Here is a 13,776-nt window from a genome sequence, read left to right on the forward strand (position 1 = left end):
ACTCATCCCTTGATCGCTCCGGTGGTGATCCCACGCAGGAAGGACTTCTGCAGCGACAGGTACACGACGAGGCTCGGTACCAGCGCCAGCAACGCACCGGCCAGCACGATGCCCGTTCCGACCATGTCGTCGGAGCGGAGCGCGAGAAGTGCGACCGTGAGCGTGTAATCGGAGGGGTCAGCGGCGACGATCAGGGGGAGCAGGTACTGCTCCCAAATCATGTTGAAGCCGAACACGGCGATCACGCCGAGCGCGGGTTTGCACAGCGGGAGGATGATCTGCGCGAAGAGACGCAGCTCCCCGGCACCGTCCACTTTGGCCGCTTCCTCCAGCTCGTTGGGGATCTCCTTCATGAACTCCGTCATGACGAAGATGGAGAATCCCCAAGCCCCCAGCGGGAGGATGACGCCCAGCAGGGTGCCCTTGAGACTCACGTGCACCAGCGGTAGGTCTCCGATCACCAGCGACAGCGGGATCGCGATGACCTCCTCCGGCAACATCATCGTGGCGAGAATGACCAGCAGTGCGATGGCCTGACCGCGGAACTTCTTGCGCGCCAACGCGTACGCGGCGAAAACGCTCACCGCCAGCTGCAACAGCAGCGCACCACCCGCGATGATCAGCGAGTTCATCAGGTAGTGCCAGATCTTGTTCTCCGCCGCCACCTGGAAGTTGATCAGCGACGGGTTGTCCGGGATGACCGACAGCTTGGTCGGGTCCGGGTTGTGGTCGAACGCTCCGGAGAAGATCACCAGCAACGGCCCGCAGAAAAGGATTACAGCGAGGGCCGAGAAGAGGAACCTGATGCCCTTGCTGACCCACGCGTCCGGGCGGGCGGACCAGCCGATGGCACTGTCGAAGCGGCTTGAGTTCACGGTGCTCATCGCGCTTCCCTCCTGCGGCGGTACCACTGCACGCTGACCGTCAGAATCAAGGTAACCAGGAACAACAACACCGAACCAGCCGACGCGAGTCCGGCTTCGGACTGCTCGAACGCCGTGGTGTACACGCGGGTCATCCAGACGTCGGTCGATCCCGCGGGACCACCGCCGGTCAGGACGTACACCTCGGTGAAGACGCGCAGGCCGCGGATCGCCGCCAGCGTCAGCAGAATGGTGATGACCGGCCGCAACGCCGGCAGCGTGACGTTCCAGATCCGTTGCGGCGTCGTGGCTCCGTCGATCGCGGCCGCCTCGTACTGCTGGCGGTCGATGCCGGCGAGGCCCGCGAGGATCAGCACCATGTCGTACGGCGCGTGCTTCCAGATGCCGACGAACATGACCGACACCAGCGAGGTGTCCGTGCTGTGGATGTACTCCCACGGTCCGAGGCCGACCCACGAGATCAGCTCGTTGAGGAAGCCCTCGGGTGCCGGGTAGAAGAACAGCCGCCAGATCTCACCGATGACCGCGGTGGCCGCCACGACGGGCAGGAACACCGCGGACCGCACGAACCACAGCGACTTGGTGTGGCCTTCCAGCAGCAACGCCAGGAAGAAGCCGATGACCATCGCGCCGATCGTCTGACCGCCGGCCAGCACGAGGGTGTGCCAGCTGGCGGTCAGGAACTTCTCGTCCTGCAGGATCGTCGCGTAGTTCTTGAAGCCGACGAAGATGTCCCCGAGGAACGGCCGGACCTCGAACAACGAGAGCCGGATGCCCTCGGCCATCGGGATGAACTTGAAGACCAGGAAGATCAGCGCGGCCGGGAGGAGGAAGAGCCACGGGATGAAGGTGGCTCCCGTGAGGCGGCGCCGGCGGCGCCGCCTCACGGGGTGGGTTTCGACGGCACCGCCGCCACTAGCCGTCGAGCCCACGTCTCGGGTTTCGCCGAGTGACTGAACAGAGGTCACTTCGACGCCTTCTGGTTTTCGAGTTCCTTCTTGAGGGCTTCCGCGAGGGTCTTCAGCTCAGCCGAGGAGTCCGCGGGGCACTTCGCGAAGATGGAGTTGAGGGTCTCCGAGGTCTTCTGCCGGAACGGCGCGAAGTTCGGGACGCTGGGGAACGGCCGCGCCTCGCTCGCGTACACGCCCGCCACGGTCGCCCAGCGCGGGTCCTTGTACGTCGCGTTGACGTCGACGGTCTTGTTGACGGGGAGCCGCACGACCGGCTGCGGGTCGCCCTTCATGCCGGCCTGCTGCGCCTCGGGCGTGATCAGGTACTCGGCGAGCTTCTTCTGGTCGGCGGTCTTCGCGGAGCCGGCCATCTGGTAGATGTTCTCGCCCTCACCGAGCACGGTGGCGCCGGCCGGTCCCTTGGGGGACGCGACGACCTCGTACTTGTCCTTGCCGATCGACTTGTCGAAGCGGCCGATCATGTACGGGCCGGTGAGGTAGATGCCGCTCTTGCCGGACTCGAACAGCGGGTGCGCGTCGTTCGTGCCGAGGGTCAGCGAGCCGGGCTGCATGACCTTGTCTTCACAGAAGAGCTTGCGCAGCCGTTCGACGGCCTTGGTGGACTCCGGCGAGTCGATGCCGACGCGGAACTTGCCGTCGCCCTCGTCCTCGAGGATGTCGCCGCCGCCCTGCCAGATGTAGCTCGCGGCCCACCAGCCGAGGTAGCCGCGGTCGGTCGTGCCGGGCACGAGCATGCCGTAGGTGTCGTTCTGCCCGTTGCCGTCGGGGTCGTTGAAGGTGAACGCCTTCGCGAGGTCGTCGAGCTCCTCCCACGTGGTGGGGACGGGCTTGCCGAGCTTCTCGCGCCAGTCCTTGCGGATCAGCGTGACCATCGCCTGGGTGGAGTACGGGATGGCGTAGAACTTGCCGTCCGCGCCCTTCCCGTTGTTCCAGGCGCGGTCGACGATGTCGGCGGCACCCGCGACGTCGTCCCTGTTGACCTCGGTCGTCCAGCCCTGCTTGACGAAGTTGCCGAGCGAACCCGTGTCGGTGATGACGACGTCGGGGAGGTCCTTCGAGGCGGCGCGCTGCTGCACCTGCTTGTCGAAGTCGTTGAAGATCGGCTTGTAGTCGACCTGCACACCGGTCTTCTCGGTGAACGACTTGAAGATCTTCTCGTAGACCTTCGCGGTTGCCTCGGTAGAGCGGGTCCACACCTCTAGAGGCTTGTTCGGGTCTTTGTTCGACGCGGCCGTCGTGCCACCACCGCCGCCGCACCCGGCGAGCAGCGCGGCCACGCCCAGCGTGGCAAGTGTTGTGGCAGTTCTACGGCGCATCGTCGGAGCCCTTCGTGTTCAGATATGTGAACGTGGGTCGTACTTGTGAACCTGGGACAGGACTGTAAGAATCAGCACAGCAACGTGTCAAGGGAAAGTTTCTTCCCTGTTTCGAGGAGGCTGCAGGTGGCGACGCCGATCGACAAGGGCACGACTCGTCCCGGTGCGGTGAAGTCCGCCGACCGCACGGTCGAGCTGCTCGAGGTGCTGTCCGCCTCGGACCGCAGGCTCACGCTCACGGAACTGCACCGCGAGCTCAGCTATCCGAAGTCCAGCCTCTACATGCTGTTGCAGACGCTGGTGGCGCGTGGCTGGGTGGAGGTCGACTCCGACCGCGGCACGTACGGCATCGGCGTGCGCGCGCTGCTCGTCGGTACGTCCTATTTGGACCACGACCCCGTTGTGCGGGCGGCGATCCGCGTGATGGAGCAGGTGCGTCAGGACATCAACGAGACGGTTCACCTTGCCCGTTTGGACGGTGCGGACGTCGTCTACCTGGCGAGCCGCGAGTCCGAGCACCACCTGCGCGTCGTCTCGCGCGTCGGCCGCCGACTGCCCGCGCACTCGACGTCACTGGGCAAGGCCGTGCTGTCGACGCGCACGCCGGAGGACGTCGATCTGATCCTGCCGACCGAGCTGGCGCCGCTGACGCCGAACACCGTGACCGACCGGGCGGCGCTGCACGAGCAGCTCGCCGGGTTCCGCAACGTCGGCTACGCCCACGAACGCGAGGAGAACACGCCCGGGCTGGGCTGCTTCGCGGTGGCGTTGCCGTACCGCAATCCCGTGCTGGACGCCATGAGCTGCTCGGTTCCGCTGGGCAGGCTCACGCCCGAGCACGAACGGCAGGTCGTCGGAGCGCTGCTCGACGCCGCGCGGACGATCACCGAACTGCTGCGGCAGTTCGGCCGTTGACGTTGTGCCGAAACCTGAACAAGACGGAGGGTTCCATCCCGTGACCGCACGCATCCTGATCACCGGCGCCGGCGGCGGGGTGGGCACGCTCATGCGCACCCGTCTCGCGGCGCAGGGCCGTGTCCTGCGGCTGCTGGACATCGCGGAGCTGCCCGCGGCCGCCGACGGCGAGAACGTCGAGCTCGTCGAGGCGTCGGTGACCGACATGGCCGCGATGGAGGCGGCGATGAAGGACGTCGACGCGGTGATCCACCTCGGCGGCCACAGTCTGGAAGAGTCGTGGGACAAGATCCTGCGGGTCAACATCGACGGCACGCACACGGTGCTGGAGGCCGCGCGGCGCTCCGGGGTCCGCCGGGTCGTGCTGGCGAGCTCGAACCACGCGGTCGGCTACGTCGAACGCGCGGACGGCGAGGCGGGCGACTACGCGTTCCCGCGCCCGGACACGTACTACGGAGTGTCCAAAGTGGCCTTGGAGGCGCTGGGGTCGCTGTACGCCGACCGCTACGGCCTGGACGTGATCGCGATCCGCATCGGGTCGTGCTTCGAGAAGCCGCGCGACGTGCGGATGCTCTCGACGTGGATGTCCCCCGACGACGGCGCGCGCCTGTTCGAGGCGTGCCTTTCCGTCGAGTCGCCCGGATTCCGGATCGTCTGGGGGGTGTCGGACAACAAGCGCGGCTGGTTCTCTCTGGACGAGGCGCGCGCGATCGGGTACGAGCCGCAGGACGACTCCGAGGAGTACGCGGCCGCCGTGCTGGAGCAGCACGGCGGTGAGCTCGACCCCTCGTCGCCCGCGGCGAGGTTCGTTGGCGGGGCCTGGTGCGGCCCCGATTTCGACACGGCAGTCAAGGAGGCAGGGCGTTGAGCCACGTCGTTCAGGGATACAACCCGCGCACCGGTGAGCCGTTCGGCTCGGCGGTCGCCAAGACGCCTGACAGCGAGGTGGATCGGATCGCCTCGGCCGCGGCCGTCGCGTTCACGGCGTGGTCGGCGGTTCCGGCGGCGGACCGCGCCGTCGTGCTGGAGAAGGTCGCGGACGCGATCGACGCCGAGTCGGCGTTGCTGATCGAGACGGCGGACGGCGAGACGGCGCTGGGCGTGCCGCGGCTGACGACCGAGCTGAAGCGCACGACGAACCAGCTGCGGCTGTTCGCGGAGGTGCTGCGCGAGGGCAGCTACGTCGAGGCCACTTTGGACACGGCGAACCCGGACATCATCCCGCCGCGGCCGGTGCTGCGGCGCGTGCTCCGTCCACTCGGGACGGTCGCGGTGTTCTCCGCGTCGAACTTCCCGTTCGCGTTCTCGGTGGCCGGTGGTGACACCGCGTCCGCGCTGGCGTCGGGCTGTTCCGTCGTGGTGAAGGCGCACTCGGCGCACCCGTCGACGTCGCGGGAGACCGCGCGGGTCGTCGTGGACGCGCTGCGCGAGGCCGGTGCGCCGGAGGGCGTGTTCGGGATCGTGTACGGCACCGAGTCCGGTGTCGCGCTGGTGAAGCACTCCGCGGTGCGCGCGGTCGGGTTCACCGGGTCGACCGGCGGCGGGCGGGCGTTGTTCGACCTGGCGCAGGGCCGGCCGGACCCCATCCCGTTCTACGGCGAGCTGGGCAGCGTGAACCCGACGGTGATCCTGCCGGGCGCGGCGACGCCGGACATCGCGGCCGGGTTCGCCGCGTCGCTGGTGATGGGCGTCGGGCAGTTCTGCACGAACCCCGGCCTGGTGTTCGCGCCCGAGTCGATCGTGTCCGCGCTGGGCGAGGCCGTCGCGGCGTCGTCGGGTGGCGCGATGCTGAACGAGCGGATGTGCGACTCCTACAAGGCGGGCACGGACGCGCTGGCCGCGTCGGACCTGGTGTCCGTGGTGTCCACGGGGACCCGGCCGGACGAGGCGTGGGCGGTGGCGCCGCTGCTGTTCAGCACGTCGGTCGGGGTGTTCGAGGAGAACCTGGAGAAGCTGACCGAGGAGCACTTCGGCCCGGCGGCTCTGATCGTCACCTACTCGTCGCCGTCGGAACTGCACTCGGTGCTCGCGAAGCTGCCGGGCACGCTGACCGGCACGGTGCACGCGGCCGAGTCCGACCACGCCGAGGCCGGCGAGGTCGCCGAGATCCTGCGGCACGTGGCGGGCCGGTTGATCTTCAACGCCTGGCCGACCGGGGTCGCGGTGGCGTGGGGCCAGCACCACGGTGGTCCGTGGCCCGCGACGACGAACCCGCTGCACACGTCGGTGGGTGCCACGTCGATCCGGCGCTGGATCGCGCCGGTGACCTATCAGTCGTGGCCGGACGCGTTGCTGCCGGTCGAGCTGCAGGACGCGAACCCGCTGGGCATTCCGCGGCGGGTGGACGGCGTGCTCGGCACGCACTGATTCGTCTCCGAGACGGGGTCGCCGGCTTCTCGCCGGCGGCCCCGTTTCTGTTTGCGCGCTCCCTCTCCAGTCCCGTGGAAGCGGTATCGCGGGCGTGCCTAATGAGACGGTCGGGACCGGACGATTACTCGGTTATAACCAATACGCCGAGGTCTTCGGCCTATTCGTGTCGGCGACATGTCATCCCCTCAACAGCAGACCGATGTCTGGGTGAATTCGACAGGTCTTTTTGCGACGAGCCGGGGCAAGATGGGTTATCGCACGGCTACGTCCAGGGGAGCGGGACATGACCGACCTGCGTTTCGCATGGTTTGAGATCACCGGAAAATGCCAGCTGAGCTGCACCCACTGCTACGCGGACTCCGGGCCGCGTGGCGACTCGGGGAGACTCGGAACCGCCGATTGGTTCCGCGCCGTCGACGCCGTCGCGGCACTCGGCGCGAAATCGGTTCAGTTCATCGGGGGCGAGCCCACATTGCACCCGGATTTGCCGCACTTCATCGACCGCGCGCTGACCGCGGGACTCGAGGTCGAGGTGTTCAGCAATCTCGTGCACATCGGCCCGCGCCTGTGGGAGTCCTTCTCCCGTCCCGGCGTGCGCCTGGCGACCAGTTACTACTCCGCCACGCCGACCCGCCACGAGTCGGTCACGCGCCGCCGGGGCAGCCACGCCCGGACCCGCGCCAACATCGCCGAGGCGGTGAGCCGGGACATCCCGCTGCGCGCGGGCGTGATCGACGTCGGCTCCCCCGCGCCCGTCCAGGCCGCCGTCGCCGACCTGAGGTCGCTCGGCGTCGTGTCGATCGGCACGGACCGCCAACGCGCCGTGGGCCGGGGCGCAAACGCTTTCGCCCTGGATCAGCTGTGCGGCCGGTGCGGCGACGGCGCCGTCGCGATCGCCCCGTCCGGCGACGTCTGGCCGTGCGTCTTCGCCCGCCGCATCAGCCTCGGCAATATATTGGATACTGATCTGGCGACGATCCTGTCGAAGTCCACGTTCCGGCCGCCGGTGCCGACGGGGGCGTCGTGCTGGCCCCAGGGCGGCGGTTCCTGCGCGCCGAACGACGACCCGCCGCGTTAGAAGTGGTGCCCGGCCGCCGCGGCGATCACCCTCGCGCATTCGACGGCCTCGGCCCGCGCGCTGTCGACCTCGACGTCGTACGTCATCCCCCGGTGCACCAGCTCGGCCTGCGCCTCGGCCATCCCGGCGACCCGGTCGCCCCGCGCGAGTTCGCGCCCGGCGGCGACGGCGGCGTCACACCGCACCCCGGCCCACACGACGTCGAGTCCGTCGAGCGCGGACTCCCACCGCTTCCTCGACTCCACCCCACCGAGGAACACGTCGTCGACGATCACCCGTGCCCCGGCGCGCACCATCGCCGCGACGCCCGTCATCCACGCGTCCTCCAGCAGCCGGAACTCGGCCCCGACGCTGACCTCGCCGTCCCCGCCGAACCCGATCCCCTCGGATCCGAGCCGCAACCGAGCCGGCATCACGTCGATCAGCGTGTCGACCCCGACCGCGAGCCACGCCTCAGGCAGCACCGCCTGAAGACATCGCGCGATCCCCGACTTGCCGGAACTGGACCCACCGTTGAGCACGATCACCTGAGCAGTCGACGACACGCCCCGACCGTACCCAGTCGTGTCCACCGTGAATCCGGATCAGCGCCTCGCCGCGCTCGCCCGCCGTTCCGCCTCCAGTTCACGCCGGTACCCGAGGAAGTCGACCTCCAGGGTGTGCCGCGACGACTTCACGTACCGCCGCCGCAGCCGTTCCCGGTAGGTGGTGATCTCGGCCTTCATCTCCGGCACCGGCGGCAGCGCCCCGCGTCCGGAGATCAGGTCGGCGACCCACTCGGCCTGCGCCTCGGCCAGCGGCATGATCGCGCCGAGCGGCTGGATCAGCCCGAGGAAGTACAGCCCGGGGTGTGCCGGATCGACGACACGGCGGTACAGCGCCACGTCGTTGCCCGCGTCCGACACCGCAGGGAACTCCGCGACATCCAGGAACGGGAACTCCACCTTGTAACCGGTGCAGTAGACGATCACGTCGACGTCCTCGCGCGACCCGTCCGCGAAGACGACACCGGACCCGTCGAGGCGCGTCAGGTTCGGCTTCACGGTGATGTCGCCGTGCCCGAGCCGGGTCAGCAGGTCGTCGGACACCGTCGGGTGCGCCGCGAGGATCCCGTGCGACGGCTCCTGCAACCCGTAGTCCGACAGCCGCCCGCGCGCCAGCCGCAGCATCGCCCGCAGGGACAACGCCTGGAGCCATCCCGGCGCGAATCGGGCCAGCGGCGAGGTCGTCAGATGGTCGGTCGGCATGCCGAACAGGTATTTCGGCATGATGTGCGCGCCCCGGCGCATGGCGAGAAAAGTCCGGGCGGACACCCGCGACGTCTCGACCGCGATGTCGCACGCCGAATTGCCGATGCCGAGAACCAGCACCTTCTTGCCGGCGAATCGTTCCGGCGTCTTGTAGAAGTGCGCGTGGGTCTGTTCGCCGTCGAACGAGCCGGGAAACGCGGGTTCGGGCATCCGCGGCGACCAGTGGTGCCCGTTCGCGACGATTACTGAACGATAGGCACCCGAAACCTCCTCGCCGCTGTCGCGATCGCGGGCCGTCACCGAATATCCATCGGGCACGACGGAAACGGACGTCACCTCGGTGCGGAACCGGATGCGGTCGCGGAACCCGTGGTGCTTGACGAAGTCGTCGAAGTACTCGGCGATCTGGAAGTGCGACGGATAAGCGGGCAGATGCGCGGGCATCGGGAAGGACTTGTACTCCATCATCTGCCGCGACGTGTTGATGTGGAGGGAGCGATAGGCCGACGACATGCCGTTGTCGTTGAGGTAGCGCCAGTTGCCGCCGATCTCGGACCCGGCCTCGAGGCAGTCGTACTCGATGCCGCGAGCGCTGAGGACCTGACATGCGGCGATGCCGGACGAGCCCGCCCCGATGACGCACACGCGTTCCATGCGACCGAAGTATTTTCACGTTCCGGTCCGCTGTCAATCACCACACCGAGGTCCCGACGCGGGCCAAAATCGGACGAAATTGTCAGACCCGGCGGCCATGACGGCCCGCATGACAGACGCGATCGTGGCCGAAGGCCTGATCAAACGGTACGGATCGGTCGTCGCGCTCGACGGCCTGGACCTCAGAGTCCCCGAGGGCACCATCATGGGACTGCTGGGTCCCAACGGCGCCGGCAAGACGACGGCCGTGCGCGTGTTCACCACCCTGCTCGAAGCCGACGAGGGCACGGCGAGCGTCGACGGGCTCGACGTCCGCAGGCAGGCCCAGGAGCTGCGCGGCCGGATCGGGTTGTCCGGCCAGTACGCGGCCGTCGACGACAACCTCACCGGGTTCGAGAACCTCGACATGGTCGGCAGGCTCTACCACCTGGGCCGCGCCCGAAGCCGGGAGCGGGCCCGCGAACTGCTCACCAGGTTCGACCTGGAGGACGCCGCGGACCGTCCGGTGAAGGGCTACTCGGGCGGCATGCGACGCCGCCTCGACCTCGCGGGCGCGCTGGTCGCGAGTCCGTCGGTGCTGTTCCTCGACGAACCGACGACGGGCCTCGACCCGCGGTCCCGCCTCGGCATGTGGGACGTGATCGAGGAACTCGTCCAGGGCGGCACCACCCTGCTGCTCACCACGCAGTACCTGGAGGAGGCCGACCGGCTCGCCGACCAGATCGCCGTCATCGACCGCGGCAAGGTCATCGCCGAGGGCACCGCGGACCAGCTGAAGGACCAGGTCGGCGGCGAACGCCTCGAACTGTCCGTCGCCTCGCCCGACGCGCTCGTGGCCGCGAAGTCCGCGCTCGCCGACCTCGCCGTCGGCCAGATCGAGTCGGACGACCGCCAGCAGCACCTGCTCGTGCCGGTCACGGGCGGCTCCGCGGTGCTGATGGAGGCGATCCGGCGGCTCGACGCCGAGTCGGTGAAGGTCCTCGACATCGGACTGCGCCGGCCGACGCTCGACGACGTGTTCCTGACCCTGACCGGCCACCACCCAGGAGACGTCACCGAAGGCGAGGACGAGAAGTGAAGCTGTGGCAAGCGCTCGCGGACGGCGGGGTCGTCGCCAAGCGCAACCTCATCAAGATCAAACGCGTGCCGGACCTGCTGGTGTTCTCCACGGCGGCACCGATCATGTTCGTGCTGCTGTTCGCCTACGTGTTCGGCGGCTCGATCCAGATCCCCGGCATGGACTACCGCGAGTTCCTGATGGCGGGCATCTTCGCGCAGACGGTGCTGTTCGGCGCCACCATCACCGGCAGCGGTCTCGCCGAGGACATGACCAAGGGCATCATCGACCGGTTCCGGTCGTTGCCGATGGCGCGCTCGGCCGTGCTGATCGGCCGCACGACGTCGGACCTGGTGAACAACGCGCTGGTCATCGTGATCATGATGATCACCGGCCTGATCGTCGGCTGGCGCATCCACTCGTCGCCGCTGGAAGCTCTCGCAGCGATCGGGATCCTGCTGCTGTTCGCCTACGCGTTCTCGTGGGCGATGGCGTGGATCGGGTTGCTGGTGCGCAGTCCCGAGGTGTTCAACAACGCCAGCTTCATCTTCATCTTCCCGATCACCTACATCGCGAACACGTTCGTGCAGTCGGAGAACCTCCCGGCGGGCCTGCGGCACATCGCCGAGTGGAACCCGGTCTCCGCCGTCACGCTCGCCGCCCGCGAACTGTTCGGCAACACCTCTCCCCTGCAACCCGCGCCCGACGCGTGGCCGTTGCAGCACCCGGTGATCGCGTCCCTGGCCTGGGTCGTGATCTTCCTGCTGATCTTCGTTCCGCTGGCCAACTACCAGTACAAGCGCGCGGTGGCCCGGTGAGTCCCGAAAACCCTTTGGTGGAACGGCAAAGCGCCACCTAACCTCGAACGCATGGCAGCAACCCTGGTCCGCGGTCAGAACGTGGACATTCGCATGTGGACTCGGCCGGAAGAGGTCGAGGAGTTCGCCATGCGGCAGTTGCAGAACATCTCCTCGCTGCCCTGGGCTTTCAAGCACGTCGCGGTGATGCCGGACGTGCACTACGGCAAGGGCGCCACGGTGGGTTCGGTGATCGCGTTGCGCGACGCCGTCTCCCCCGCGGCGGTCGGCGTGGACATCGGCTGCGGCATGACCGCTGTGCGCACCTCGCTCACGGCCAACGACCTGCCGGAGACACTGCGCGGGCTGCGGTCCCGCATGGAGTCCGTGGTCCCGGTCGGGTTCGGACAGCACCGCGCGACGGCGTTCACCGAGAGGGACGCGTCCGACTGGGGCTCGTTCTGGCGGAAGTTCGACGACCTCACGCCGGTCGTGAAGGCGCGCGCCGACAAGGCGATGCACCAGATGGGCACGCTCGGCGGCGGCAACCACTTCCTGGAGGTCTGCCTGGACGGCGACCAGCAGGTGTGGGTCATGCTGCACTCGGGGTCGCGCGGGATCGGCAACGAGCTGGCGCAGCACCACATCGCGGTGGCGCGCACGCTCGCGCACAACGCCGAGCTGCCGGACCCGGACCTCGCCGTGTTCCTCGCGGGCACGCCGGAGATGGCGTCCTACCGGCACGACCTGTACTGGGCGCAGGACTACGCGCGCCGCAACCGCGCGGTCATGCTGCGCCTGGTGTGCGACGTGCTGCGCAAGGAGTTCCCGCAGATCTCCTTCGACGAACCCATTTCCGCGCACCACAACTACGTGGCCGAGGAGAACCACTTCGGCGAGGACGTGCTGGTGACGCGCAAGGGTGCGATCCGTGCCGGACGGGGCGAACTGGGCATCATCCCGGGCTCCATGGGCACCGGGTCGTACATCGTGCGCGGGCTCGGGAACCCCGACTCGTTCATGTCGGCGTCGCACGGCGCCGGCCGGAAGATGTCGCGCAACAAGGCCCGCAAGACGTTCACGACGAAGGATCTCGCCGCCCAGACAAGTGGTGTCGAGTGCCGCAAGGACTCCGGTGTCGTGGACGAGATTCCGGGCGCGTACAAGGACATCGACGCGGTGATGGCGAACCAGTCCGACCTGGTCGAGGTGGTCGCCAAGCTCAAGCAGGTGGTTTGTATCAAGGGTTGATGTTTCCCTTGTGAGTGAACGGGAAAGCCTCCCGGACAGCCAGAGAGTTTGCCTGTCTTGGAGGTTTTTCCATGTCAACGGGCGCCATCATCGGCGTTGTGGTCGCGATCGTCGCGGCATTGGTGATCCTCGCGATCGTGCTGAGGCCTGCCATGCAGCGCAAGAAGCTTCGCGACCGCTTCGGCCCTGAGTACGACCGCGTGGTCGAACGCAGCGACAACAGATCAGCTGCGGAGAAGGAGCTCGCGGAGCGGGAACACCGCCACAGCGAGTTCGACCTGAAGCCGCTTTCCCCGACGGCGCAGGAGAGTTACCGCCGGCACTGGGCGAACGTGCAGGCGAAGTTCGTCGACTCGCCGGAGAGCGCCATCGCCGACGCCGACCGCCTCGTGACCGATCTGATGGCCGAGCGCGGGTATCCCACCGAGGGGTACGAGGCGCAGCTGAGCGTGCTGTCCGTCGAGCACGCGCGGACGTTGGAGCACTACCGCAAGGCGCACGACATCTCGGAGCGCCAGGAGATCGGCGAGGCGAGCACCGAGGACCTGCGCACCGCGATGGTCCACTACCGCGAGCTGTTCACCGATCTGCTCGAACACGGCGCGTCCCCGCGCAAGAACCCCGAAGCCGTGCGGAAGGAGAAGTCTGATGTCTGAGGCCCCGACTCACGCCGCGGGGGTTCCCACCCCGGCCCGGCCCCAGCACACACCACAGCAGACGCCCCAGCAGTCGCCGCAGCAGCCCGAGCGCATGCCGCAGCAGGCTCAGCGCGTCGAGGCGCAACACGCTGAGGCACAACGGATTGACGCGCAACGCACCGACGCTCAGCGCACGGATGCCCAGCGCGCCGACGCACAGAAGACCGAAACGCAGAAGACCGAACACCAGCGCACGGAACCGCAACGCACCGAACAGCGGCACGCGGAACCGCAGCGTTCCACGGAGTCGCGGTCGATCGGCAAGCTGGAAGACGAGTGGCAGGCCGTGCAGTACGACTTCGTCGACGACCCGAAGTCCGCGGTCCGCAAGGCCGACGACCTCGTGACGCGCGCCCTGGAGGAGCTCACCAGCCGCCACCGTTCCCTCACCAAGCAGCTCGAGGGAAACAGTGATCCACAGACCGAGGACCTGCGACTGGCTCTCCACCGCTATCGGGAACTCTTCAAGTCGCTGGTCGCCGTCAAATAAGTGCTGGAAGCCCCGGCGCCGTGGCCGTAACAGGTGGCGGCGCCG

The 13,776-nt window shown here is 68.1% G+C and carries 14 protein-coding genes; 9 read left to right on the plus strand and 5 right to left on the minus strand.

The genetic code is table 11. From position 1 onward, the window contains the following. Window positions 1-2: 2 nt before the first annotated feature. The 3 genes from JNUCC0626_RS22050 to JNUCC0626_RS22060 all read right to left on the minus strand — a co-directional run bounded on the left by JNUCC0626_RS22050 (window position 3) and on the right by JNUCC0626_RS22060 (window position 3,171). The gene (locus tag JNUCC0626_RS22050; protein ID WP_394621668.1) at window positions 3-884 is read right to left on the minus strand and encodes a carbohydrate ABC transporter permease; all 882 of its coding nucleotides are present in this window, start codon (window positions 882-884) and stop codon (window positions 3-5) included. After that, window positions 881-1,771, minus strand: a complete 891-nt coding sequence (locus tag JNUCC0626_RS22055) for a carbohydrate ABC transporter permease (RefSeq protein ID WP_394621669.1) — start codon at window positions 1,769-1,771, stop codon at window positions 881-883. The genes JNUCC0626_RS22050 and JNUCC0626_RS22055 overlap by 4 nt, the downstream gene beginning before the upstream one ends. Window positions 1,772-1,848: 77 nt before the next feature. Continuing rightward, entirely contained in the window at window positions 1,849-3,171 is a 1,323-nt protein-coding gene (locus tag JNUCC0626_RS22060) for an ABC transporter substrate-binding protein (protein WP_394621670.1), read from the minus strand. A 126-nt stretch (window positions 3,172-3,297) separates the two neighbouring features. Here JNUCC0626_RS22060 and JNUCC0626_RS22065 point away from each other — a divergent pair, with 126 nt between their 5' ends. From JNUCC0626_RS22065 to JNUCC0626_RS22080, 4 genes are all read left to right on the plus strand, one after another. Beyond that, a complete protein-coding gene (locus JNUCC0626_RS22065) occupies window positions 3,298-4,086 on the plus strand; it encodes an IclR family transcriptional regulator (protein ID WP_394621671.1) in 789 nt (262 codons plus the stop codon). A 40-nt stretch (window positions 4,087-4,126) separates the two neighbouring features. Then, window positions 4,127-4,954 carry an NAD-dependent epimerase/dehydratase family protein gene (locus tag JNUCC0626_RS22070; protein ID WP_394621672.1) on the plus strand — a complete coding sequence of 276 codons (828 nt, stop codon included), beginning with the start codon at window positions 4,127-4,129 and terminating at the stop codon, window positions 4,952-4,954. Then, window positions 4,951-6,453, plus strand: coding sequence for an aldehyde dehydrogenase (NADP(+)) (locus JNUCC0626_RS22075; protein ID WP_394621673.1), 1,503 nt, complete (start codon window positions 4,951-4,953; stop codon window positions 6,451-6,453). Before JNUCC0626_RS22070 ends, JNUCC0626_RS22075 begins: the two co-directional genes overlap by 4 nt. A gap of 286 nt (window positions 6,454-6,739) precedes the next feature. Then, a complete protein-coding gene (locus tag JNUCC0626_RS22080; protein WP_394621674.1) occupies window positions 6,740-7,534 on the plus strand; it encodes a radical SAM protein in 795 nt (264 codons plus the stop codon). Here JNUCC0626_RS22080 and cpt read toward each other — a convergent pair. Next, entirely contained in the window at window positions 7,531-8,079 is a 549-nt protein-coding gene (gene cpt, locus JNUCC0626_RS22085) for a chloramphenicol phosphotransferase CPT (RefSeq protein ID WP_394621675.1), read from the minus strand. The two genes, JNUCC0626_RS22080 and cpt, sit on opposite strands and share 4 nt — an antisense overlap. A gap of 39 nt (window positions 8,080-8,118) precedes the next feature. Continuing rightward, complete coding sequence (locus JNUCC0626_RS22090; protein ID WP_394621676.1) at window positions 8,119-9,438, minus strand: flavin-containing monooxygenase; 1,320 nt, start codon at window positions 9,436-9,438, stop codon at window positions 8,119-8,121. A 109-nt stretch (window positions 9,439-9,547) separates the two neighbouring features. Between JNUCC0626_RS22090 and JNUCC0626_RS22095 the strand changes: the two genes are divergently transcribed. The 5 genes from JNUCC0626_RS22095 (at window position 9,548) to JNUCC0626_RS22115 (ending at window position 13,731) form a co-directional block, all read left to right on the plus strand. Continuing rightward, window positions 9,548-10,516, plus strand: coding sequence for an ATP-binding cassette domain-containing protein (locus tag JNUCC0626_RS22095; RefSeq protein WP_394621677.1), 969 nt, complete (start codon window positions 9,548-9,550; stop codon window positions 10,514-10,516). Further along, entirely contained in the window at window positions 10,513-11,313 is an 801-nt protein-coding gene (locus JNUCC0626_RS22100; RefSeq protein WP_394621678.1) for an ABC transporter permease, read from the plus strand. The genes JNUCC0626_RS22095 and JNUCC0626_RS22100 overlap by 4 nt, the downstream gene beginning before the upstream one ends. 51 nt (window positions 11,314-11,364) lie before the next feature. Beyond that, the gene (locus JNUCC0626_RS22105) at window positions 11,365-12,543 is read left to right on the plus strand and encodes an RtcB family protein (RefSeq protein WP_394621679.1); all 1,179 of its coding nucleotides are present in this window, start codon (window positions 11,365-11,367) and stop codon (window positions 12,541-12,543) included. Window positions 12,544-12,614: 71 nt separating this feature from the next. Further along, window positions 12,615-13,199, plus strand: coding sequence for a hypothetical protein (locus tag JNUCC0626_RS22110; RefSeq protein WP_394621680.1), 585 nt, complete (start codon window positions 12,615-12,617; stop codon window positions 13,197-13,199). After that, window positions 13,192-13,731, plus strand: coding sequence for a hypothetical protein (locus tag JNUCC0626_RS22115; protein ID WP_394621681.1), 540 nt, complete (start codon window positions 13,192-13,194; stop codon window positions 13,729-13,731). Before JNUCC0626_RS22110 ends, JNUCC0626_RS22115 begins: the two co-directional genes overlap by 8 nt. Window positions 13,732-13,776: the final 45 nt, after the last annotated feature.

Source organism: Lentzea sp. JNUCC 0626, assembly GCF_043632865.1.
Taxonomy (GTDB): domain Bacteria; phylum Actinomycetota; class Actinomycetes; order Mycobacteriales; family Pseudonocardiaceae; genus Lentzea.

Coding starts and splice junctions, on each gene's coding strand:
- JNUCC0626_RS22105 (WP_394621679.1), top strand. CDS start 11,365: ATGGCAGCAACCCTGGTCCGCGGTCAGAACGTGGACATTCGCATGTGG.
- JNUCC0626_RS22110 (WP_394621680.1), top strand. CDS start 12,615: ATGTCAACGGGCGCCATCATCGGCGTTGTGGTCGCGATCGTCGCGGCA.
- JNUCC0626_RS22095 (WP_394621677.1), top strand. CDS start 9,548: ATGACAGACGCGATCGTGGCCGAAGGCCTGATCAAACGGTACGGATCG.
- JNUCC0626_RS22090 (WP_394621676.1), bottom strand. CDS start 9,438: ATGGAACGCGTGTGCGTCATCGGGGCGGGCTCGTCCGGCATCGCCGCA.
- JNUCC0626_RS22060 (WP_394621670.1), bottom strand. CDS start 3,171: ATGCGCCGTAGAACTGCCACAACACTTGCCACGCTGGGCGTGGCCGCG.
- JNUCC0626_RS22050 (WP_394621668.1), bottom strand. CDS start 884: ATGAGCACCGTGAACTCAAGCCGCTTCGACAGTGCCATCGGCTGGTCC.
- JNUCC0626_RS22080 (WP_394621674.1), top strand. CDS start 6,740: ATGACCGACCTGCGTTTCGCATGGTTTGAGATCACCGGAAAATGCCAG.
- JNUCC0626_RS22115 (WP_394621681.1), top strand. CDS start 13,192: ATGTCTGAGGCCCCGACTCACGCCGCGGGGGTTCCCACCCCGGCCCGG.